22 protein-coding genes and 1 pseudogene are annotated in these 22,466 nt (G+C 63.0%); 13 read left to right on the plus strand and 10 right to left on the minus strand.

From position 1 onward, the window contains the following. Window positions 1-223 precede the first annotated feature (223 nt). Entirely contained in the window at window positions 224-685 is a 462-nt protein-coding gene (locus AB4118_RS32775; RefSeq protein ID WP_441493680.1) for a GNAT family N-acetyltransferase, read from the minus strand. 348 nt (window positions 686-1,033) lie between these two features. Here AB4118_RS32775 and AB4118_RS32780 point away from each other — a divergent pair, with 348 nt between their 5' ends. Continuing rightward, complete coding sequence (locus AB4118_RS32780; RefSeq protein WP_441493681.1) at window positions 1,034-1,825, plus strand: phytanoyl-CoA dioxygenase family protein; 792 nt, start codon at window positions 1,034-1,036, stop codon at window positions 1,823-1,825. Window positions 1,826-2,224: 399 nt separating this feature from the next. Here the strand turns inward: AB4118_RS32780 and AB4118_RS32785 are convergent, their stop codons facing one another. Both AB4118_RS32785 and AB4118_RS32790 read right to left on the minus strand, forming a co-directional pair. Next, window positions 2,225-2,842: an OmpA family protein gene (locus AB4118_RS32785; protein WP_441493682.1), complete on the minus strand. Its 618-nt coding sequence runs from the start codon at window positions 2,840-2,842 to the stop codon at window positions 2,225-2,227. Between the two features lie 2 nt (window positions 2,843-2,844). Next, window positions 2,845-3,345 (minus strand): hypothetical protein, encoded by a 501-nt coding sequence (locus AB4118_RS32790; RefSeq protein WP_441493683.1) that lies wholly within the window; start codon window positions 3,343-3,345, stop codon window positions 2,845-2,847. Between the two features lie 278 nt (window positions 3,346-3,623). On the opposite strand from AB4118_RS32790, the pseudogene AB4118_RS32795 reads away from it, so the two are divergent. From AB4118_RS32795 to AB4118_RS32810, 4 genes and pseudogenes are all read left to right on the plus strand, one after another. Next, window positions 3,624-3,743: pseudogene (locus tag AB4118_RS32795) on the plus strand (IS1595 family transposase); the annotation flags it as partial. Window positions 3,744-4,002: 259 nt separating this feature from the next. Beyond that, on the plus strand, window positions 4,003-4,173 hold the full coding sequence (locus AB4118_RS32800) for a hypothetical protein (protein WP_441493684.1): 171 nt from the start codon (window positions 4,003-4,005) through the stop codon (window positions 4,171-4,173). An 11-nt stretch (window positions 4,174-4,184) separates the two neighbouring features. Beyond that, the gene (locus AB4118_RS32805) at window positions 4,185-5,021 is read left to right on the plus strand and encodes an alpha/beta fold hydrolase (protein ID WP_441493685.1); all 837 of its coding nucleotides are present in this window, start codon (window positions 4,185-4,187) and stop codon (window positions 5,019-5,021) included. Further along, window positions 5,018-5,899: an AraC family transcriptional regulator gene (locus AB4118_RS32810; RefSeq protein WP_441493686.1), complete on the plus strand. Its 882-nt coding sequence runs from the start codon at window positions 5,018-5,020 to the stop codon at window positions 5,897-5,899. The genes AB4118_RS32805 and AB4118_RS32810 overlap by 4 nt, the downstream gene beginning before the upstream one ends. Before the next feature lie 257 nt (window positions 5,900-6,156). On the opposite strand, the gene AB4118_RS32815 is transcribed toward AB4118_RS32810, so the two are convergent. Continuing rightward, complete coding sequence (locus AB4118_RS32815) at window positions 6,157-7,380, minus strand: M20/M25/M40 family metallo-hydrolase (protein WP_441493687.1); 1,224 nt, start codon at window positions 7,378-7,380, stop codon at window positions 6,157-6,159. 292 nt (window positions 7,381-7,672) lie between these two features. Here AB4118_RS32815 and AB4118_RS32820 point away from each other — a divergent pair, with 292 nt between their 5' ends. Beyond that, a complete protein-coding gene (locus AB4118_RS32820) occupies window positions 7,673-8,401 on the plus strand; it encodes a GNAT family N-acetyltransferase (protein WP_441493688.1) in 729 nt (242 codons plus the stop codon). A gap of 263 nt (window positions 8,402-8,664) precedes the next feature. Here AB4118_RS32820 and AB4118_RS32825 read toward each other — a convergent pair whose 3' ends face one another. The 4 genes from AB4118_RS32825 to AB4118_RS32840 form a co-directional block, all read right to left on the minus strand. Next, the gene (locus AB4118_RS32825; protein ID WP_441493689.1) at window positions 8,665-10,221 is read right to left on the minus strand and encodes a SpoVR family protein; all 1,557 of its coding nucleotides are present in this window, start codon (window positions 10,219-10,221) and stop codon (window positions 8,665-8,667) included. 11 nt (window positions 10,222-10,232) lie between these two features. Further along, window positions 10,233-11,537 (minus strand): YeaH/YhbH family protein, encoded by a 1,305-nt coding sequence (locus AB4118_RS32830; protein WP_441493690.1) that lies wholly within the window; start codon window positions 11,535-11,537, stop codon window positions 10,233-10,235. Window positions 11,538-11,555: 18 nt separating this feature from the next. Continuing rightward, window positions 11,556-13,505, minus strand: coding sequence for a PrkA family serine protein kinase (locus tag AB4118_RS32835; RefSeq protein ID WP_441493691.1), 1,950 nt, complete (start codon window positions 13,503-13,505; stop codon window positions 11,556-11,558). Window positions 13,506-13,748: 243 nt separating this feature from the next. Next, the gene (locus AB4118_RS32840; RefSeq protein ID WP_441493692.1) at window positions 13,749-14,384 is read right to left on the minus strand and encodes a TlpA family protein disulfide reductase; all 636 of its coding nucleotides are present in this window, start codon (window positions 14,382-14,384) and stop codon (window positions 13,749-13,751) included. 137 nt (window positions 14,385-14,521) lie between these two features. Here AB4118_RS32840 and AB4118_RS32845 point away from each other — a divergent pair, with 137 nt between their 5' ends. Together AB4118_RS32845 and AB4118_RS32850 are read left to right on the plus strand one after the other, a co-directional pair. Further along, window positions 14,522-15,328, plus strand: coding sequence for a TlpA family protein disulfide reductase (locus AB4118_RS32845; protein WP_441493693.1), 807 nt, complete (start codon window positions 14,522-14,524; stop codon window positions 15,326-15,328). Between the two features lie 156 nt (window positions 15,329-15,484). Beyond that, window positions 15,485-15,844 (plus strand): hypothetical protein, encoded by a 360-nt coding sequence (locus AB4118_RS32850; RefSeq protein WP_441493694.1) that lies wholly within the window; start codon window positions 15,485-15,487, stop codon window positions 15,842-15,844. Window positions 15,845-16,025: 181 nt separating this feature from the next. Here AB4118_RS32850 and AB4118_RS32855 read toward each other — a convergent pair whose 3' ends face one another. Then, complete coding sequence (locus tag AB4118_RS32855) at window positions 16,026-16,349, minus strand: ArsR/SmtB family transcription factor (RefSeq protein ID WP_441493695.1); 324 nt, start codon at window positions 16,347-16,349, stop codon at window positions 16,026-16,028. 50 nt (window positions 16,350-16,399) lie between these two features. On the opposite strand from AB4118_RS32855, the gene AB4118_RS32860 reads away from it, so the two are divergent. The 4 genes from AB4118_RS32860 (at window position 16,400) to AB4118_RS32875 (ending at window position 20,432) form a co-directional block, all read left to right on the plus strand. Next, window positions 16,400-16,876, plus strand: coding sequence for an SRPBCC domain-containing protein (locus AB4118_RS32860; RefSeq protein ID WP_441493696.1), 477 nt, complete (start codon window positions 16,400-16,402; stop codon window positions 16,874-16,876). A gap of 29 nt (window positions 16,877-16,905) precedes the next feature. Next, on the plus strand, window positions 16,906-17,277 hold the full coding sequence (locus tag AB4118_RS32865; protein ID WP_441493697.1) for a hypothetical protein: 372 nt from the start codon (window positions 16,906-16,908) through the stop codon (window positions 17,275-17,277). Between the two features lie 190 nt (window positions 17,278-17,467). Beyond that, window positions 17,468-18,490, plus strand: coding sequence for a hypothetical protein (locus AB4118_RS32870; RefSeq protein WP_441493698.1), 1,023 nt, complete (start codon window positions 17,468-17,470; stop codon window positions 18,488-18,490). Between the two features lie 448 nt (window positions 18,491-18,938). Continuing rightward, window positions 18,939-20,432: a sensor domain-containing diguanylate cyclase gene (locus AB4118_RS32875; protein WP_441493699.1), complete on the plus strand. Its 1,494-nt coding sequence runs from the start codon at window positions 18,939-18,941 to the stop codon at window positions 20,430-20,432. A gap of 124 nt (window positions 20,433-20,556) precedes the next feature. Here the strand turns inward: AB4118_RS32875 and AB4118_RS32880 are convergent, their stop codons facing one another. Beyond that, window positions 20,557-21,702: an MFS transporter gene (locus tag AB4118_RS32880; RefSeq protein WP_441493700.1), complete on the minus strand. Its 1,146-nt coding sequence runs from the start codon at window positions 21,700-21,702 to the stop codon at window positions 20,557-20,559. A gap of 193 nt (window positions 21,703-21,895) precedes the next feature. Between AB4118_RS32880 and AB4118_RS32885 the strand changes: the two genes are divergently transcribed. Then, window positions 21,896-22,051, plus strand: a complete 156-nt coding sequence (locus AB4118_RS32885; RefSeq protein ID WP_441493704.1) for a c-type cytochrome — start codon at window positions 21,896-21,898, stop codon at window positions 22,049-22,051. The last annotated feature ends 415 nt before the right edge of the window (window positions 22,052-22,466 follow it).

Here is a 22,466-nt window from a genome sequence, read left to right on the forward strand (position 1 = left end):
AGACGCGAGGTGCTGGGGTCCGAGCGACGCAGATCCCAAAGCTTCTTGGCTCTTTGCCTTTGAAGCCGGAACCCAAATCACATTGGAAGGCCAGATAGAGCCGGGGAAAACCATAGCGATACTTCGCCTGGAAGCGCCCACGAGAAAACCGCGCAGGCGAGCAATCAGGGCGGCGCAGGTGCTCCACGTCCGCGGCAACCACGACCTGTGGATGGTCGACCGTTCACGCGGTCGTCCGGAACTTCAAGAAGCGTTGGCCTTGGTAGTCCAACTCACCGTCGGCAATGAAACCAAGTCGGGCAAGGCCCTTCACCCGCGACCTGCTCGGCGGCAGCAGGATGCTGACATTGCCGATGCCAAGGTCGACCCGACGCGTCATGAAGCCGTGAAACAGCTCGGCGCCATGCCCCCAGAACCTGGGTAGGAGAACGAGGGCGAGGTCAGCGCCATCTGCCTCTTTCTGAAAGCCACCCCAGCCCGCAAAGCGACCGTCAATGAGGATGGACCATGGACCGTAGCCGTTGTGTTGCCACTGGGCGTCCTTGCCCTTGGCCCAGTCGAGGGCAGATGCTTCAGTCCACTTGCCATCGGCGAGCGGCATGTGACGCGTGACGTCAGGATGGTTCAGCAGAACCAGCCAGTCGGAGGTGGGGATGTCGGCAAAGCAGTGGAGGGTGAAGGCCATAGCCTCCTCCCTATCACGATGGCCGGTCGAGGCGAGCACTGACTAGCCTGTCGAGACGGCCGTCGGGAATCCCGCAACGGCTCGAGACCGGGTCTTGAGCAGTTTGATCCGGAGCGACCGCTTCCGGGCGATGACCCGGAGTTGCCTCTTGGCGCCTTGACGGGGAAGAGCCAGGCAATGGTGACCTTGAGGCTGCCCTTGTTGCCGTGGTAGGGGGGCTCGTCATGATGTTCGCCTCCACGTTCTTTCCCCTGATCTGAACGGCCTCAAGCCGTCCGGCGCCTTCGCGCCGATCAGATCAGATCAAAACGGCTTCGCTGATGCGGCAGCCGAGCGGAGAAACGTGCAATGCCCAATAATGCGCAGATTGGCCTGACATCCCGTCAGGTCCAGAGCTTCATCGACGACGGATTCGTCAAAATCGAGAACGCCTTCAGTGCCGATCTTGCAAGGCGATGCAGGGATGAATTGTGGGCAGATATCGGCTTATCGCCCAGCAAGCCGGAAGGCTGGACGCGACCGGTCATCCGGGTGAGCTCGAAATCCTCGCCTGCTTTCATCCAGGCGGCCAATACGCCGCCCCTGCACAAGGCCTTCGATCAACTCGTCGGCGTAGAGCGTTGGATCGCCCCCAGGGGGCTTGGGACCTTTCCGATCCGGTTCCCCTCGGCGCAAGCGCCAGGGGACGACGGCTGGCATGTGGATGTGAGCTTTGGCCTGGACAATCCGGATTTCATGGAATGGCGAGCCAATGTAAGGAGCAGCGGACGAGCCCTGCTCATGCTCTTCCTGCTATCGGATGTCGGGCCCGACGATGCTCCTACGAGAATTCGCCGGGGCTCGCATGCCGTGATTGCGCGGGAGCTTCTGCCCTACGGCGAGGCGGGAACCACACTCCGGCAGCTCTCCGCGAACGGCTACGCCTCGACTGCAGATTGTGCGGTCGAAGTCGCAACCGGAGCGGCGGGCACGGTCTATTTATGCCACCCGTTCCTGGTCCATGCAGCGCAACCCCATTGCGGCCAGCATCCGCGATTCATGGCGCAGCCGCCGCTGTTGCCACGGGGCGAGTTTGATCCGTCCTTGCCTCCCTCGCCAGTTCAGATCGCCATCCGTCAAGCCTGCGGGTTGACCTTCTGATCCCGGCGTCCGGGGCCATGCTGCGGCTCCGGGCGCCTAATCTGCCTTGGCAGCCTCCGGTGTTTCCCAAAGCGGACGTCCGTAGCGTCCGGCAAGCGTCGGGAGCTGATGTCACCCCATCCGATCTCGGATGTCAGCGTCCGGGCAAGGCTCCAATATCCAATTGTGGTCGCCTGATCAGATCATCGGACCGGATATCGTATCCAGATCCGATGATCTAACCCTTTGTCTTTGCATCGGATTTCCCGGAAACCGCAATCCACTTTTCGGGCCGCTGCTCTAGCAGGCGCTCGGAATGTCGCTGCGGGGCGGAGGTTTCTGAGCGCCAGGCCATCCGGCCGTTTTGCCTGAGGCCGGGAGCGGGCCGACGCGTTGCCGTCGGCCCGCAGACAACCGCTTCTACTGCTTGGGCATAACGAACTCGACGCGTCGGTTCAGGGCACGCCCTTCGGGATTATCCGCTCCGGTCTTAAGCGTATTGGGTTCGATCGGACGCGTATCGCCGAGCGCTTTGACCGAAAGCCGCGCTTTATCTGCTCCGTGTCTCACAAGCCATTGCGCGACGACCTGAGCCCGCCGAAGGGACAGTTCCTGATTATACCGAGCAGACCCTTTTGAATCCGTATGCCCCTCGATGACGATCGTGCCAGCGGGGACAGATGCGACGAGACGCGCGATATCGGTGAGTGTCGGTTCGGCAGCCGACCTGATGTCGGCCCTGTCGAAATCGAACAGGATATCGCCCGTCATCGACAGCCTGACGGTCGTCGCATCGTGTCGCACGGAAAGACCACCGTGCCGGGCGGCAAGTCCGCCGGCTTTCGCCGACAGATCAGATACCGCGCTGTTCAAGTCGGAGGGGAGTCCCTTCAGATCCAGAGCCGTGGCCTTGAGATCCAGAACCGTGGCTTTGAGATCGCGTATTTCGCGATGGTAAGGTGGCTCTTGCGCAAACGAGCTACTTGCCACTCCCAGAAACACGACGATCGCGAGGGAAGACTTGGTCGCACCCGCCATGGCTATCGGTCGGTGATTTTGATCGCGTCGAGCGTCTCGACCCCCGGGATCGTCAACGACACGTCCGTGACGTCCTTCGGTGGAGCAGGGAACCTGCCATGCCATGAGCCCGCGATCGGAGAATCCTTGTTGGCCTTGATGACCAGGTTAGGATTTGTCAGCGGCTTGTCGTTGCTATCTGTCAGGAGCAGGTATTTCTTCTTGCCGGCAAGAACATAGAAGCTGTTTTCATAAGCATCCTTGCTGATCGAATCATAGAGTCGTTCCAGCTTGTTCGTGGCGATTGGCTTGAAGCGAAGCTTGATCGTAAGGACATCGCCGGCGCGGGTAGCTTCGACGACTTGGGCTTCGGCGGCCCCGCCATCGGTCAAGCCAGTAGCCAAGGGTGAGACAGAATTGGCCTCGGCTTGTGTTTGGGAAAACGCAGTCTGAACGAAGCCAGCTGTTGCCAGAAAGGCACTAAAGGCACAGGCGGTCATGGTAATTCTTGTCACTTTTACCATGTCAATCCTCTTTGCTTTCAAAATTGCAGGCAGGGCGTACGAATCGCAATACGAATCTCCAATAGCCGGCTTGCGTGGAGGCAATGTGGCTGCCTCCTGACGCATCGGCCGGAAAGGTGGATTGCGGGTTTCGGGAAAGCCGATGCAGGCACACGGGGATTAGATCATCGCACCGGATACGAATTTCCGGTCCGATGATCCAGGATTTCCACGATGCCGCCGCCGACATCTGGGCGGTCATCGTCGCCGACCAAAGCGACCGACCACCCCGCTTCCGCTTCTTCACCCGCATCCGGCGGGCCTGTACCGGCATCCAGCGCCGCTTCTCGAAACGATATCTCGACTGGTTCGCGGCCGACATCGCCTGGCGGGAAGACACGAGGCGTGTGAGCAATGGCAGCCTGACGTGGTCCTTGCTCGCGCAGGCGCTGAAGCGGCGAAGGTCGCGCTGCTTGTGCCGCTCTTGGCAGGGGCAACAAGCCGCCTGACCTGTTCTGGGAGGCAACGCCGCGGCGCCCTTTCGCTGCTCGTCCATTGATTGGGCGTGCCCGCAAACGGTCCTTGGCGGTGTTCTGCGACCCTGAGACAAAACCGCAAGATCGGTCGAGCACGTTATGGCTATGAGCGACTAAGTGGTGCCGCCATGGAGGGCGGACGATGACGGCGACGCTTCAAAACGATCAAGCCCGGATGCAGCGGGTTCTGGACGACATCAACCGGCATTTTGACTGTGATCTGGACCTGGAAACGCTGAGCGGTGTTGCGGCCTTCCCGAGGCTTCATGTCCACGGGCCTGTCAGGCCGCCGTTCACCTTGTCGCGCATGTGAGAGACGCATCAATGACAACGACGTACGCTCCCAGACAGACAACCACTCGCGGGCATACCGTTCAAATCGACAACATCGGGATGTACTACGAAGAGTATGGAGTCGGAACGCCTCTGGTACTCCTGCATGGGTTTGGCGGTTGTGGACAGAACTGGCTTCCCTTTACCGCCAAGCTCTCGGAGCGCCATCGACTGATCGTCGTGGATCTGCGTGGCCATGGTCGCTCCACCAATCCCGAGAACAGGTTCACACATCGGGAAGCGGCCAGTGACGTGTTCCTCTTGCTTGAAAAGCTGGGGGTTGGTCGCTTCTCAGCCATGGGCATCAGTTCTGGCGGGATGACGCTCCTGCACATGGCAACGAGCCAACCCAAGCGCATCGACTCAATGGTATTGATTAGCGCAACGACCCATTTCACTGATCAGGCAAGGGTTATCATGCGCCGAGCTTCGTTCGAATTCATGCCGCAGCAAGTTCGGGAAATGTATCGGGAATGCGCCAAACGCGGTGACGAGCAGATCAGTCAACTCATCGACCAGATCAACGCGTTGGGCGAAAGTCATGATGATATGAATCTAACCGAACAAGATCTATCAAGCATTGCAGCTCGTACGCTTGTCGTGCACGGTGATCGCGACCGCTTTTTCCCCGTTGAAATTCCTGTCAGCATCTACCGTTCCATTCCGGATGCCGCGTTATGGATTGTTCCTGGCGGCGAGCACGCTCCTATTTATGATCCCATCGTTCCATTCACCTCCACAGCCCTGCGTTTCCTGGATGGGCCGGATAGCAAGCTGGAATCAGCGGCAGAACATCTGGCTGGAGCCGCCATAGGGGAGGGACGATGAAGGCGGCGCTTCAAAGCTACCATGCCCGCATGCAGCGCGTGCTTGATTACATCGACCGGCATCTTGGCTGTGATCTGGACCTGGAAACGCTGAGCGGTGTTGCGGCCTTCTCGAAGTTTCATTTCCACCGGCAGTTCAAGGCGGCCTTCGGGTTATCCGTGCATCGCTATGTCCAGCTTGCCCGGATGAAGCGCGCTTCGCACCAACTGGCCTATATGGACGCCCAAAGCGTCACGGACATCGCGCTGGATGCGGGTTACGATGCACCGGATGCCTTCGCCCGCGCCTTTCGGCGACGGTTCGGGCAATCGCCTTCGTCGTTCCGCGAATCTCCCGACTGGGAGCCGTGGTTTGCGGCCTTCGGGCCACTCGACAACGCGAGGTGCATGCTCATGCAGAAGACTTTTACCACTGACGACGTGATGGTTCGCGATGTGCCCCCCACGCCGGTGGCGATCATGGAGCATCGGGGCGACCCGGCGACGCTCGGCGCCACCATCAAGCGGTTCATCGCGTGGCGTAAGGCCGCTGGCCTGCACCCCAGGACAAGTCCGACCTTCAATGTCTGGCGTTCCGAGCGGCGTCCTGTGTCGCCTGTCGATTATAGGATGGACCTTTGTGTCGGGACCGACCAACCGATCGAGGCGAAGGGCGAGCAGATCAAAGCCGGCGAGATCCCTGGCGGACGCTGCGCGGTGCTACGCGTCGTCGGCAACACCGACAATCTGGAGCCCGCCGCGCTCTACCTTTATCGCGACTGGCTTCCGGCCAGCGGCGAGGAAGCACGCGACTTTCCGATCTATTGCCAGCGGCTGGGCTTCTTTGCGGAAGTGCCGGAGCATGAGGCGGTCGCGGACCTGTTTTTGCCGTTGAAATAGCGCCCTTCGACGGCGGCCTGTCCCTTCCGATCGCAAGAAACGGACAGGCCGCTAATCACGGCCCTTATGGGGTCACGACCTAAATTGACGAACCCCTGGCAAGCGATCGCCGTTTCGTCGGCCAGAATTGCTCCAAAGGTCAAAGCCATCATGCAGAAGAATTTGCGCATCTGCATGCTTTCCAGCAGGCGCCCCGCAGCATCCCCCCTTTGACCCTGACGCGCGACAGCGCACCAACGACCGGTCGACAGGACCGGTCATTCACTGAGGAACCCCGCCGTGGCCAGGATCGTGGCAAGGCTCGCCGTCATGCCCGATATGCTCGCTGTCTTTTCGACATCGATCCACTCGCCGAGGGAATGGGCCCTGCCGCCGGTGCCGCCCGAGCCGATCTTGATCGCCGGGATGCCGAGGCTCATCGGAATATTTGCGTCGGTGGAGGAGGCTTCGTGCCTGGGCGCAAAGCCATGGGCCTGAAGCGCTGCGGTCGCATATTGCACGATATCGGCGTCCACCGGCGTGTTGCCCGCCGGGCGGTCGCCCAATGCTTTGATTTCGACTGTGATCGCGCCCTCGCTGGTCGAGCGGGTCGCGTTCTCCTCGTTTACCGCCGCAGCCACGATCTCGCGGCAGCGCGCGTCCAGCCTGGCAAGCTCCTCTGCCGATTCCGAGCGCAGGTCGATATCGACCCAGGCCTCCTCGGGGATGGCGTTGACGGATGAGCCGCCGCCGACGATGGAGGCACAGAATGTCGTGCGGGGTGTCGCCGGCACCTGGATGCGGCCAAGCTCCACGATCGCCTGGGCCATGGCATACATCGGGTTGACGATGCCGAAGGCCTGGAAGCTGTGCCCGCCGGGCCCCTTGAACCTGACGGAATAGCGCTTCGAGCCGACGCCGCCGACGACGATCTTCTCCACCTGCGGACTGTCGACGGTGATGAAGGCTGCGATCTTGTCGCGATACCGGCCCTTGCTGAAGAGATGGCGGACGCCGCGCAGGTCGCCGAGCCCTTCCTCGCCGACATCGCCCACGAACAGGATATCGTTGCGAGTCCGGACGCCGGCAGCGTCCATCGCGCGCACGAAGGCCAGGAGCACGGCCAGGCTGCGGGTGTCATCGCCGACGCCCGGGGCAAAGAGCTTCGTGCCCTCGCGGCGCACGGTGACATCGGTTCCCTCAGGGAAAACCGTATCGAGATGCGCGGCGACCACGATCAATCCGCCGTTGCCGGTGCCGCGCCGCAGGCCCATCACATTGCCGATCTCGTCCTGCTCGACATCCTCCAGGCCATGCGCCTGCAGCATCTCCAGATAGGCGGCGGCGCGCTTCTCCTCCTTGAAGGGGGGCGCGGGAATCTCGGTCAGCGTGATGATGTCGGCAATGGTGCGGTCATGCTCGGCCTCGAGCACCCTGACCGCCTCCTTGAAGGCCGGATGGTGGGTGATCGCGGCAATTTCAGAGGCGTGATCGCGCTGCACTGGCATTTCCTCATCATGCGGTCTTCATGACCTTCAGAACTGCGCCACGTCTGCCTTCAGCCTCGGTGCGGCGCAAGCGTTCTCCCCCGGGCGGCACGCGTGGCGCCATTGCGCCGGGCTCACGGCGCGCACGGGCTTTTGACGGTCAGGCCGGCCGGGAAGGGCGCACGACCAACTCAGCCATCAAGCAGGCGCGCGAAAGAGCGGGCCTGCGGCAGCGCGATGGCATTGGCCTTGTCAGCCGGAGATTCGATGCCAAGACTGATCTGAATTGCTCTGACGGAGCTGTCCCATGTCACTCGTCTACAGGCCGGCCCGAGCGCAGGATTTGGCGACGGCCGATGCCCTCGTCGTTGCCAGCATCAATGATCTGACCACGCGCCATGGTTTCGGTCTGATGGCGACGTCGAGCGCTCCCAATTTTCAGCTGTTTTCACTCAAGGACGATCCCGACGGCCTATGGGTCGCGGAGGATGACGGTGAGCTCCTGGGGTTCGCCTGGAGTTGGGTGTGCGGGGATGTCTGGTTTCTGGCCCAGTTATTCGTTGATCCGGCCCAGCAGGGACGTGGCATCGGCAATGAATTGATGAAGTTGAGCCTGGAGCATGCCCGCAAATCAACTGCTGCTCACAAGGTTCTGATCACCTTTACCTTCAACAGGGTCTCGCAGGGGCTCTACATCCGGCATGGCCTCTTTCCAAGGATGCCGATCTATTTTCTCAGGGCGGCGCGGGAGCGGGTGATCGAGGGACTGCCGGAGCCTGCGTTGCAGAGCATCCCGATCGACGGCAGCGCCGCGACCCTGGAGAGACTGGCCGAGATCGATTCCCGCGCGATCGGCGTCTCGCGAGAGAAGCATCACCGCTACCTGCTCGATGACCCGGCCACCACGGGGGTCTTGTTCTGCGCCGGCAACGATTGTCTCGGCTACAGCTATGTCAGGTCCAGCGGGCATATCGGACCTCTCGCCGTCAGGGAGGTCGACGACCTCGGGATGTCTTTGCGGCGGCATTGCGGATAGCGGCCGACAGGCGCTGCGAGACAATATCGGCATTCCTGCCTGGTACATGCGAAAGCGCGTTGAGCCTTGCCGTCCGTCAGGGCATGCACATCACCTTTCCCATGCTGCTGATGGCATCACAGGGCTATGGAACCTGGACGCGATACCTGCCGCGCAATCCGGGCTTCATGTGATCATGAGCACCTGCTTCTGATGACAGCGTTGGAACGGACTGATTCAACGGCCTGGGGGCGCGGCACAATGCGCGTCCCGGTGCCTATGAGCTATAGCGATCCGTCAAGCTGACGGCTGGACCGTTCGAAGACCGTGACCCCCGTCTGCGCGTCGACGCCTTCCAGGCTGACCTCATAGCCCCATAGCTCATGGATATGCCGCAGCGTCGCATCGCAGCCGGCGCTTTCCAGCAGTATGCCGTCATTGACCTTGTGCTGCAGGCGCAGATGCCGCTGGCCGAGCAGGTCCACATCCACGACCTGGATGTCCGCATGGCTCGACGCGATGTCGTATTTCTGGGCCAGGGCCGTGCGTATGGATGCGTAACCGCGCTCATTATGGATCGAAGCCACGCTGTAGAACGAGTCGTTCGCCGCGTCGGAGAGCAAGAACAGCCGCCACTTCCGGATCAGGGTCGGGCTGAGATACTGGCGAATGAAGGATTCATCGCGGTGGTTGGCCCAGGCGTCGAGCAGGATCGTGCACCAGTCGCCGGTTCCCGCGATTTCGGGAAACCAGTCGCGATCTTCCGCGGTCGGCTCGGTCACGACACGCTGGATGTCCTGCATCATGTCCAGCCCCAGGGCATAAGGGTTGATGCCGGAAAAGCGGGGATCGTCGAAGGCAGGCTGGAAGACGACGTTCGAGTGGTTGCGCAGGATTTCCAGCATGGCGCCCTCGCTGATCCGGCCGCGGTCGAACAGTGCATTCATGATCGTATAATGCACGAAGGTCGCGCAGCCTTCGTTCATCACCTGCGTCTGCCGCTGGGGATAGAAATACTGCGCTATGACCCGGACGATCCTCAGGATCTCGCGCTGCCAGGGCTGGAGGATCAGGCTGTTCTTCTCCAGGAAATAGAGCAGGTTCTCCTCGGGGAGATTGAGCGCCCTTTTCCGTTCGGCGATCGAGGCCTCGCTCTCGTCGGGCTTGGCGTCGTCCGCCAAGCGCGGGACCGTGCGCCATAGGTCGTTATAGGAACGCTCTTCGTATTCCAGCCGCTCGCGAAGCCCCTCGCGGTGCCTGTCGGAGGAGAGCCGGGGAGGGCGGCGATAGCGGAACACGCCTTGTTCCATCAGCGCATGGGCGGCGTCGAGAATGGCCTCGATCGCCGCAACGCCATGCCTTTCCTCGCAGCGGGCGATGAAGCCCTTGGCGAAATCGAGATAGCCGAGAATCGCGCCGGCATCGGCCCATTGCTGGAACAGGTAGTTGTTCTTGAAGAAATGATTGTGGCCGAGGGCCGCATGCGCGGTCACCAGGGCCTGCAGGGCCATGGTGTTCTCTTCCATCAGATAGACGATGCAGGGATTGGAGTTGATCACCACTTCATAGGCGAGGCCGCGACCGGCCTTGCGATAGAGCAGTTCCTGGCGGAGGAAGTGCTTGCCGAATGACCAGTGGCGATACATCAGCGGCATGCCGATGGATGAATAGGCATCGAGCATCTGCTCTGAGGAGATGATCTCCATCTGCACCGGGTAGACATCGAGCCGGAGCTCTTCCTTCGCAACCGCCTCGATGACGTCGTAGGCATGCGACAAGGTCGCGAAGTTCCAGTCCGAGCCGGAGAACAGCAGATCGGATCGGGGCGTTTGCCTCGCCATCGGCGCTTCCCTCACTTGCGCAGCTGCGCCGGTTGGCGGGTGAAGAGATGCCGGAAGACCGGGTAGATGTCGGCGGCCCGAGCGATGCGGCTCATGCCAAAATTCGGCCATCTCTCCTTGACCGTGAGATAGGCGCGCCAGAGCGAAGTGCCGTTGTCCGTGGAGCCGAAGATCTCGCTCTCGCGTTCGTCGATGATCTCGACATAGGCAAAATACTGGCACAGGCGCATGATCTCGCCATCCATCAGTTTGAGGCAGCGCCTGGAGTCGGTCGCGAGGTTGTCGCCGTCCGACGCCTGGGCGGCGTAGATGTTCCACTGCCGGCTGGGATAGCGCTGCGCGATGATGCGCTGCATCTCCTCCAGCGCCGTGGAAACGACGGTGCCGCCGCTCTGCATGCTGAAGAAGAAGGTGTCCTCGTCCACCTCCTGCGCCACGTGGGTATGGCGGATGAAGACGATGTCCGTGCGGTCGTAGCGCCGCTTCAGGAACAGATGCAGCAGGACGAAGAAGCGCTTGGCCAGCTCCTTCTCGCGTTCTCCCATCGAGCCTGAGACGTCCATCAGGCAGAGCATCACCGCGTTCGCGTTGGGCTGAGGCTGCGCGTCGAAGCGATTGAAGCGGATATCGACCGGGTCGACGAAGGAAATCACCCGGCGCCGGCGCTCCAGCCGGTCGAGTTCGGCGCGCAGGGCTGCGACGTCGGCCCGGGCGGCGCCTGGCTCGTCGGCCTCGATCCTGGCCAGTTCGCGCAGGATGGCCTCGATCTCCTCGCGCCTGGGCCGCTGGAGGGCGATGCGGCGGCCCTGGCTGTTTCGCATGGTGCGCGCGATGTTGATGTTCGTCGGCGAGCCGCTTGCCGAGAAGCCGGCCCGCCGCGGCTTGAAGGCGACGATCTCCTTGAGATTGAGCTTGACCATGTCGGGAAGTGCGAGATCCTCGAAGAACAGATCGAGCACCTCCTCGCGCGACAGCACGAAGCGGAAATCGTCCTCGGAATCCTCCAGGCCGGGCGACGATCCCGATCCGCCGCCCCGGCCCGGCTTCGGCATCCTGTCCCCCGGCGCGAAATGCCTGTTTCCGGGCAGGACATGCTGGCGCCGGCCGCTGTCCCCGGCATCGCGGAAGCGCGGCTCGCTCGTGCGCTTCGCCGGGAGCGAAACGGCGTGCGCCCCGTCTGCATCGGCGATCTTGCCGGCCCGGATCTGTTCCTGGACGCTGCGCTTCAGTTCCGCGCGGACGCGGTGCAGAAAGCGCTGGCGATTGCCCAGGCTCTTGTCCTTCGGGTTCAGGCGGCGGTCGATGAAAATCGGCATGGCACGCTCCGGCCGCGTTCAACCCGCCTTGTTCACACGCATGTACCAGTCTACCAGGCGCCGGACCTGGCGCTCGGTATAGCCACGCTCCACCATGCGCTGAACGAAGCCCTGGTGACGCTTCTCGGTCACGCTGTCCTGCTTCGAGCCGAAGCTGATGACGGGCAGCAGATCCTCGACCTGACCGAACATCCGCTTCTCGATCACCTGGCGTAGCTTCTCATAGCTGGTCCAGGACGGGTTGCGGCCATTGTTCCTGGACCGGGCGCGCAAGGTGAACTTCACGACCTCGTTGCGGAAGTCCTTGGGATTGGCGATGCCCGCCGGCTTTTCGATCTGCGACAATTCGGTGTCGAGGACCTGCCGGTTGAGCAGCTGGCCGGTATCGGGGTCCTTGTAATCCTGATCCTCGACCCAGGCGTCGGCATAGGCGATGTAGCGGTCGAACAGGTTCTGGCCGTATTCGCCATAGGATTCCAGATAGGCTTTCTGGATCTCGTGGCCGATGAACTCGGCATAGCGCGTCGCGAGCTCCGACTTGATGAAGTCGAGATAGGCCGCTTCCGTCTCCTTGGGGAATTGCTCGCGCTTGATCGCGCCTTCCAGGATGTACATCAGGTGCACCGGGTCGGCGGCCAGTTCCCTGGTGTCGTAGTTGAAGGTCTGCGAGAGAATCTTGAAGGCAAAGCGCGTGCTGACGCCGGTCATGCCCTCGTCGACCCCGGCGGCGTCGCGATACTCCTGGATGGCCTTCGCCTTTGGCTCCACTTCCTTGAGGTTCTCGCCGTCATAGACGCGCATCTTTGTATAGAGCGGCGAGTTCTCGAACTCGGCCAGCCGCGTCGAGACCGAGAAGCGGCTGAGGATATCGAGCACTTCCGGCGTGCAGGGGCTGCCGGCCAGTTCACTCTCGCGCAGCAGTTTCTCGTAGATCTGCCGCTCTTCGGTGACGCGCAGGCAATAGGGCACCTTGACCACCAGGATGCGGTCGAGGAACGCCTCGTTGTTCTTGTTGTTCTTGAACTGGAGCCATTCGGACTCGTTGGAATGAGCCAGAACGATGCCCTGGTAGGGAAAGGCTCCGAAGTTCTCGGTGCCGTTGTAGCTGCCTTCCTGGGTCGCGGTCAGCAGGGGATGCAGCACCTTGATCGGCGCCTTGAACATCTCGACGAATTCGAGCAGCCCCTGCGTCGTCCGGTTCAGCCCGCCGCTGTAGGAATAGGCGTCCGGGTCCGACTGGCTGAAGTTTTCGAGCTGGCGGATGTCGACCTTGCCGACGAGCGTCGAGACATCCTGATTGTTCTCGTCGCCTGGTTCGCTTTTCGCGATGCCGACCTGCCGCAAGCGCGAGGGGTTCAGTTTGACGACGCTGAACCCGGAGATATCGCCCGAGAGCTCGTCGAGCCGCTTCGCCGCCCAGGGCGAGATCAGGCCGGTCAGTCGACGCCGCGCGATCCCGTACTTGTCCTCGAAGAGATCGCCCATCCGATCGGGACGGAACAGGCCCAGAGGCGATTCGAAGACCGGGCTGATCCGGTCCCCGACCTTGAGCGTGTAGAAGGGGCGCTCCTCCATCAGCTTCTTCAGCCGCTCGGCGAGGGAGGATTTGCCGCCGCCGACGGGGCCGAGCAGATAGAGGATCTGCTTGCGCTCCTCCAGGCCCTGCGATGCGTAGCGGAAATAGCCGGCGATCCTCTCGATCGTATCCTCCATGCCGAAGAAATCGGTAAAGGACGGGTAGAGCTTGACCGTCCGGTTGGAGAATATCCGGCCGAGGCGCTCGTCCTGGCTCGTATCGAAAAGCTTTGGCGCGCCGATCGCGTCGACCATCCGCTCAGGGGCGGAGGCATACATCGATTTGTCTTCGCGGCAGGCCAGCAGGTATTCCCGCAGGCTCATCTCCTCCTGCGAAAAGCTTCGATAATCCTCTGAAAATAAACGGAATACATCGCCGTCTCTCTCGATCATGGCAACCATCCCACGTCGTCGGAGGTTGTCGACGACAGCCCCCGAACATTCAACCGATGACGGTCTCGCAAGTTCCTGCCCCATGGCACTTTGATGCCAGGCGGAGGGCCTCGAACGGCGAGCGCGCCGCGCGGCCTGGTGCGGGTCGAGACCTCGGTCCTTTCGTTCGTCCGCCTGTTCTTCGGGCATCTCCCATGACGCCGAAGCCAACAGGCTCCAGTATGCGGGCGAAGTGCGTCCTGGTCAGCCCTCGCGCGCGAAATAGTGCATGAGCCGGATCGCCTCCGGCGTGCCCCAGTCCGCCGCGCCGGCGAGATGGCCGGCCGTCCTGCCCTCGGCATCGACGATATAGGTCATCGGCATCCCGTAGAGCTGGAATGGCGTCTGCACCTGCGATTTCGGACCCGAGGCGACGAGGCCGTCGCGGTCGATGAAGCTCGTAAAGCCGCGCAGTCCCAACCGGTCGATGAGCCGTTGGGCTTTGGCCGCGTCGCGGTCGATTGAGACGGGGACCACGGCGAAGCCGAGATCGCGTCTCTGCTGCAGGCGATGCAGGATCGGCAGCTCGCGAAGACAGGGTGGGCACCAACTCGCCCAGAAGGCCACGAGACAGGGGCGGCCCCGATAGCTGGCGAACGACCGGGTTCGGCCGTTGAAATCCGTGAGCGAGAGGGCCGAGACGTCCTCGCGCGGGTCGAGTTCGATGAATTGCCCGCCGGCTTCGGTCACGAAGGGCGGCGGAGCCGCCAGCGCCCGCGGCGGCAACAGCGAGATCGCCCCGGCCGATCCGCCCAGCAGCAAGCTGCCCAGCAGGACCTGGCGGCGATGCAGGATCGGGCTCGCGGGCCTGCTGTCCTGCCGGATGTCGTCTTGCGTCATAGCGATGCCTTGCTCTCTTGCCTGCGAAGCCCGAGAGGAAACTGAGCTTAAGCCTGGCTTAAGGCGCCCGCCCGATGCAGCCGGAACCGGCCCTCGGATCGGCCGGCCTTATCGCGCGAGAGCAGGAGCGCAATCGGATGAATGCAGTCAGCATCGGTCCCTTCGTCTTCGCGCCGGACCGCTTCGCCGCGATCCTCGCGATCGCGACCCTGCTGACGGCAGCAGCACTCCTGTCCAGGCGCCTTGACGCGCGCTTGAACGCATGGGCATCGTCGGCGGTCCTTGCCGCGATCGTCGCCGCCCGCCTCGGCCATGTCGCCCTGCATTGGCCGGGCTTTGCCGCGGAACCATGGCGCATGCTGGCGATCTGGCAAGGCGGGTTCTCGATCCCCGCCGGGCTGCTCGGGGTGGCGCTCGTCACCGCGATCTATGCTCGCTCGGTTCGCTTTGCCGCGGGCGCAGTCGGGGCGGTGCTGGTCGCCGGCCTCGTCGGACTGGTGACGCTGGGGCTGACGAAGGCGACCTATGGCCAGCAGGCGCCGGCAACCCGCATGGCCACCCTGGACGGCGCCCTCCGCTCGATCGGCGATTTCGAGGGCAAGCCGCTCGTCGTCAATCTCTGGGCGACGTGGTGCCCGCCCTGCCGCCGGGAGATGCCGATGCTGGCGCGCGAAGCGGCCGAGCGGGCGGATGTCGGCTTCCTCTTCGTGAACCAGGGCGAGAGCGCCGAGAAGATCCGGAGCTATCTCTTGGCCGACCGGCTGACGCTCGACCACGTCCTGCTCGATGCCGCAATGGCCCTCTCGCGCCATTACGCAGCGCCTGGCCTGCCGGTGACGCTGTTCCTGCGCCGCGACGGCACGCTCGCCTCGCTCCATACAGGCGAGATTTCGCGGGAGGCCCTGGCCGCCGGTATCGAGGGAATCTTGGCGGAGCCGCGCTGAGCGATCCCCCTCAGGCCGGTAGCACCACGGCTTTCGCACCCCGGGGGGGCGCGTCTTGGGCTGACACAGTCCTGGGTTGTGAGAACCGCGCCGAGCGGCGATGGTGACCTGGACGGGAGACTGACACGGTTCAGGAACCCCGGAGCAGACGAGGGGATGGGTTTGGAGCGAAGCAATCGGCTGAGCACGGTGATTGTCGTGCCGTGGTACGAGGAAGCTGACTTCGCCGAATTGGTGCGGTTGGCATCCGACGAGCCGCGACTTCCGACAGACTTTGAAAGTTGGAAACGGGCAGCCACGGCAGCCACGGAACGTCTCCTCGCCAAGGGACACGCAATTCAACTGATCACCCTTCGGGCCGCAGATTATACCGCCTGGCTGGAGCAGACGGGTCGGTCGAATTCGCGCCAGGCACGATTGCGCTTCCTCATGGCCGAGGCCGCCAAGGCAGGGGGAGATGTTGCCATATTGCGTGGCAAGGCCGAGCAATCGCAGGACGCCTCGCGGTCGTACTAAGGCATCGGCTTTCCCCGAAAAGTGGATTGCGGTTTTCTGGGAAAGCCGATGCAAACACAAAGGGTTAGATCATTGGGCCGGATAGGATAGCCGGATCCAATGATCCAGCGTCGGAGCCCCGCGCCGGCATTTTCAGCCGGCCCGGCTTCGTCTCTCCAGGCGCCGCCAGCGAGACCGCGCTTTACTCCTTCAGATCAGACCTCAGCCTGTCGAGTATGCTCAGCGCATGGGTCGCATACTCGCCGATCCAGCGATCGTGGATCTGCTTGATCGGCATCGCGTTAAGGTGGTTCCAGCGTTCGCGGCCCTCGCGTCGAACGATGATGAGATCGGCCGCCTCCAGCACCTTCAGGTGCATCATGACCGTACACCGGTCCATGTCCGGAAACGCGTCGACCAGCATGCCGGTGGTGAACGGCTTTCCCTTCAGCAAATCGAGGATTTCGCGTCGCCGGGGATGGGCGAGCGCCTTGAAAACCAGGTCATCAAGCGAGTCTGTTGACATGTTATTTTTTTATAACATATGGTCGCATCTCGCAAGGGCAGAGGGTGACCATGACGCCGGAATTCAGAGTTTCCGCACGCATTTCGAAGCCGGTGGCCGAAGTCTTCGACGCTGTCGTCAACCCGAAGACGCTCTCGGGCTATTTCACCACCGTGGGCGGCGCCAGCGCCCCGTTGATACCGGGTTCGACGGTGGTCTGGTGGGGGGAGGTTCCCGTCGAAGTGGACGAGGTCGAGCCGTGCAGCCGCCTTGTGTTGCGATGGGACGGAGCCGGCGTCGAGGCCTCCTACAAGACGCGGATCGACATGAGTTTTGAGCCGCTCGAGGACGGAGCCACCTTGGTCACGATCGCGGAATCCGGGTGGCGCACGGACGCCAGGGCGGTCAGCCGATCCTATCTCAACTGCGCAGGCTGGTCGCAGATGCTCTGCTGCATGAAGGCCTATCTCGAATACGGCATCAATCTGAGGGAGGGCTATTACCGCAGCGAACTCAAGGGCGTGCCTGCAAGCGAAGACAATCTCTGATTTTTTCAACCTGGACCTGGAGGGATCTCATGACTGCCGCGATCAGAGGGGGGCTCAACATTGCGATGAAGATCCCCTCGCATCAGCACGCCGCAACGGTTGCTTTCTACCGGGACGTGATCGGTTTGAAACCCATTACGGCCAAGGCGCCGGCAATCGGCTTCGAGTTGGGGCCAAATCGGCTCTGGCTCGACGACGTACCGACAGTGAGCCAGGCCGAGATATGGCTCGAACTCTTCACGGATGATTTTCCGGGCGCCTCGGATCATCTCGCCAAGGCCGACGTGATCCGCTGCGACCCGATCGAGACGCTCGAGGCGCCTGGCGCAGCGTTCCGCGGGGGATGGATCATGAACCCCGCGAACATCGTTCACGTGGTGCGCGAGCCCGACGCCTGGTGAGTTCCCGTCGTCGTTTCCACTGCGCGACGGGCGCGGCGCCGTCGCCGGCACGGCATTGAATGCGCTGCGCGCGGTTCTGCAGGTATGAACCCAGTGATGTGGGTTTGCCGCCTTCGATAAGCGCTCAGCCCATTACCTCTGCCCCGATCGGGGAGCGGGCGGCTGAAGGGGATGGTCGAGAACAGCGCACGTGGCACCTGTAATTCTCCTGTTTGTCATCGCTCCCCTGATTGCCGAGTATCTTCTCGGAAATGTGCCGACGACGATGATTGCGCTGCTGCCCCCTTTGAGCCTGCTCTATGGCTCGGGGGCCGTGCTCATCCGTGAGGTGACCCGGCAGACAGGTCGCGGTTGGCCCACCGTCTTGATGCTTGCAACCGCCTATGGCGTCCTTGAAGAGGCGTTTGCCACCCAGTCGATCTTCAATCCGAATTTCGAGGGATTGAGGCTGCTCGATTATGGTTACGTGCCCGCACTGGGAATAAGCGGGCCGTGGACCGTCTTCACCGTCACGCTTCATGTCGTGTGGAGTATCGCAACGCCGATCGCATTGACCGAACTCCTGTTCCGCGAACGCCGAAACCATCCATGGCTGGGACGGCGTGGGCTGATAGTCGTCGGAGCCTTGTTCGTATTCGGCCTGATCCTGATCATGGCCTTCATGATCTGGAAGTCATCCTTTGTCGCAACGCCGCTCCAGTTCGGGGTCAGTGGCGCGATCGTGGTGGCGTTGGTCATTGCAGCGTTTCGGCTCTTTCCGCCACGGACCGAGGCTGAACTTCAACGACCCCCAGGCGCCCTCCGACGGGCACCGAAACCATGGTTGATCGGGGCGGTCGCCTTCATCACCGGCTATGGCTTCTACCTGCTTCACGATTCTGCGGCGGATTGGAGTATCCCCCCGATCGTGGAAGTCCTGTTGATCCTGGCTGCCGCTGGAGGCTCGATCGCCCTCATCACCTGGTCATCCGGGGCGGGGGACTGGTCTGACACGCACCGCTTTGCCTTGGTGGCTGGAAGCCTGCTGGTTTACTGCTGGTGGGGCTTCTCGATCGAAGCCGAACTCTATCCCGGCACACCGATTGCCGCGCGGATCATATTGGTCGCTGGCACATTCACGCTGTTGCTTGGTCTGGCAGCGAAGGTCGGTGCTCTCGGGGCGCGCGCGAATGATTGGATCGTCGCAGTGGCCTGCAAATGGAGGCGCCATTAGATCATCGGACCGGATATCGTATCCCGCCCAATGATATAACCCTTTGTTTTTGCATCGGCTTTCCCGATGGCCGCAATCCATTTTTCGGGCCGATGCTTGAGCCCGGTGTCCTGAGCGCCGCCGGTTTCGCCGGGTCGGGCCTTCCCAGCAGAGGAAACAGGCCTCCGATCTGAAGGTCTCCATCTCCGGGCGATGGCGGCGATCGTCGCCCCGCACATAAGGCCGCGACGACAAGCAATCCAACCGTCGCGGATGTCCGTAGAGCGACGGGTGCGCGGCCCATTACCGACATCCGTGACGCCAACGTCCGGGCCGGCTGATCGGGCAGCGACCCGACGGGCGAACCTGCGCCACAACTTGCGGTATCATGGCGCCTGACGAATCAGGCTTGGCCGCCCCGGCGATCGGTGGCTCAAGCCCTCCGGGCAAGCCGGAATTGGAATGGTCGATGACAAGCGTGCCCCCTGCCATCCCCCCCGTGGCTGCCGATGATCGGCATATGTTCGATCTCGCGCCGGTCTCGCTCTGGCTGGAGGATTACAGCGGCATCCAGGCGCTGTTTGCGGAATGGCGCACGCAGGGCGTCGACGATCTGCGCGCCTTCCTCGAAGCCGATATCGGGCGGGTCAAGGCCTGCTCCAGCCGCATCCGCCTGCTCAAGGTCAACCAGAAGACCCTGACCCTGTTCGGTGCCGACGATACCGCGCACCTGATGGCCAATCTCGACCAGGTCTTCCGGGCCGACATGCTGAAGAGCCATGTCGACGAGCTGGTCCAGCTCTGGGAGGGCAAGCTCGATTTCAGTAGCCGCACCGTCAATTACACGCTGTCGGGCGGCCGGCTCGACGTCCAGATCAACGGGCGCATCCTGCCGGGACATGAGGCGAGCTGGGACCGGGTGCTGGTCGCCATCGACGACATCACCGAGCGCGAGCAGGCGCGGCGCGAGCTGGTGGCGAGCGAGGCCTATGCGCGCGGCCTGTTCGACCATTCGCCGGTCTCGCTCTGGGTCGAGGATTTCCGCCATGTCAAAGCCCTGCTCGACGATCTGCGCGAGCAGGGCATCGAGGATCTGCGCGTCTTCACCGAGGTGCATCCCGAATTCATCGACCGCTGCATGCACGAGATCAGGGTGATCGACGTCAACAGGCACACGCTCGAGCTCTTCGCGGCGCGCGACAAGGCGCATCTGCTCGACAATCTCGACGAGGCTTTTCGCGGCGAGATGCGCGTCCCCTTCCGCGAGCAGCTCATCGATCTCTGGAACGGCAAGATCTTCCAGCAGCGCGAGGTGGTGAACTACAAGCTCGACGGCACTTTGCTTTACCTGCACCTGCAGTTCTCCGTGCTGCCGGGCCATGAACAGAGCTGGTCGCTGGTCCAGGTGGCGCTGACCGACATCACGGCAAGGCGCAAGGCCGAGGCCTATCTCGAATTCCTGGGCAAGCACGACGTGCTGACCAAGCTCTACAACCGCAGCTTCTATGTCGACGAGCTCAACCGTCTCGAACGCAAGCGCACGCAGCGCATCTCGCTGATGCTGGTCGATCTCAACGGCCTGAAACGCGTCAATGACGAGTGCGGCCATGGCGCCGGCGACGATCTGCTGCGCCGCGCCGGCGAGGTGCTCGCCAAGGCGGTGGACAAGCCGCTCTTCGCAGCACGGATCGGCGGCGACGAATTCGCCGTGGTGCTGCCGGGCGCCGGCACGGGCGAGGCGGGGCTGGTTCTGGCCAATGTCCAGCAGCTGATCGAGCTCAACAACCAGTTCCATGGCGACACGGCGCTCAGCCTGTCGCTGGGCATGGCCACCTCCGAGCCGGGCGAAACGATGGAGTCCCTGGTGAAACGGGCCGACCGGCTGATGTATGAGAACAAGCGCAGCTACTACGCCAGCAACGATCACGACCGTCGCCGGCCGGACACGTCCCCCGCGCCTTGACGCTGGGCGCTCCAAGCGCCGGGGCAGGGGCGATTGCGAAGGCCAAAACGACCGTGAAGGGGTGGGGGCTGCCGGCATGGCAGGCCTGGGTCGGGCCGAAGCTGCGAAACGCGGGCGCCGATCCCTAGGTTTTGGTGCGCGAGGACAGGCCGACGACGACCACGACCGTGATCATCAGGCAGCTCACGACGATCAGGGCCGTGGACAGGGAGACGGCTGTCATCACCGCGCTGGCCAGGATGACGCCGGTCGCGTTCGCGGTGCGAAGCAGCGCGAAGACCTCGGGCCGCTTCTTCGGAGGGGCGAGCGCGTCGAGAGCAAGCGAGTAATAGGTGCCGAGCGGGGCCAGAACCATTCCGACGAGGACCGCGCCAAGGACCGTGACCGCCAGCGAGATCTGGAGCGCGACGAGGATGGAGCCGACCGTCATGATCGTCAGCTGGATCAGGACAGCCCTGCGCGTCTGCATGCGGTTGCGAATGCTGACCCAGACACCGCCCGCCACCGAAGCCAGGCAAAGTGGCACCGTGAACAGGACCGCGAGCGTCGGTGCGTAGCCGAAATGCAGGGCGAGAGCGACAGCGCCGATCTCGATCGCCGCCACGGTCGATCCACCTGCGGCGGCGCACATCAGCCAGAGCAGGATCGCCGGGCTCACCACGGACGCATCGGGATGATGCGCGTCCTCCACTGCGGCTGCGGCGGTCGTCGGCACCAGCAGGGCTGGAATCGCCCCGAGCGCTGCGACAACCAGCACGGCGAAGACCGGCGAGACGCCGCCCAGCCCGGAGGCGGCCACGGGAGCCAGGACGAACGTCACCTCGTTGAGGGTCGCCGAGATGCCGAGCGCTCGCGGCAATTTCGCAGCCGGCGCCAGCGCGTTGAGCACCGTGCGCAGATAGCCGAAGGCAGCGCCGTTCACCGCCCCTGCCAGGGCTGAGAATGCGACGAGCCAGCCGAACGCGGCCCCGTGGTGAGCCAGCACTGCGATTGAGGCAAGCGCAAGGGTCCGGAAGACCACCAGCAGCCGCAGGAACGTCGTCGGCGGGAAGCGTCTGCCGACCCGGGTGATCGGGATCGCACCGACCACTTGCGCGAGCGTCATCGCCAGGATCATCGCTGCGCCGCCGCTCGTGTCTCCCGTCAGAGCCAGGGCGACGAGCGCGAAGGCGACCGGCCCTGCGGCCTGCGGGACAGAGAGCGTCGCCGATGAGATGAACCACCGGACAAGCAGGGCAGTGCTTGATGTCCAAGGTCTGGGTTTAGTCACGCACGGGAACCAAAAAACGGGCCGGGCCGGCCCCGGAGATTTTAATCCCGCAACAGGACTGAGGACGTTCCCTCGCCGGCCTGCGTAGCAATATTCGGCATGCTGTCAATCGAGCGGGAAGAGCCCGGCAGCCCCGCCGCGTTGATGGCCGACCCGCCGTCGGTCACCATCGCTTCGCCCACCCGCCGCCGAAATCTTCTGGATCGTCAAGAACGGGGTTCGGATGACCGGCATGCCGTCCTTCGCGGACAGCCATGGCGACGACGACCTGCGGGCCGCCGTTGCCTTCGTGCAGACGCTGCCGGGCATGACGGAGGAGCAATATGCCGCCTATGAGAAGGCGCAGTGAAGTTCCACTGGAACGTGATGATCTCAGCCCAAGCAGCCGGGATGACTCAGATATTGGCACGAACGCGGGAGTCCGCGCCGATGACAAGGTCCAAGCTGATCGCCTCGCATCGAGATGGATGATGCGCTCAGTCTCTCCGGGCAGAGGGATGTGTGGCACGGCGGGCGAGCGCTGTGCTAAGTTTGGCCCGTCGCGTGCAAGCGAGATGAGGCGCCGGCTCGTCCGGTGGGATCGCGGTCATCCCGCGGATGCCGAGCCCCACAATTCGTCACGCCGACCTGATCATGAGGCGCACTCCCACGTTTGGCCGACGGGAGGACAGACCGATGCGACACACCCTGACCGACAAGGCATTTGCGGTGGCCCTGGTCCTGGCCGCGACATCGCCAGCCTGGGCGCAGGATCAACGCCCCGG

It is taken from the genome of Allobosea sp. 2RAB26 (genome assembly GCF_052115465.1).
In the GTDB taxonomy this organism is placed as follows: Bacteria; Pseudomonadota; Alphaproteobacteria; order Rhizobiales; family Beijerinckiaceae; genus Allobosea.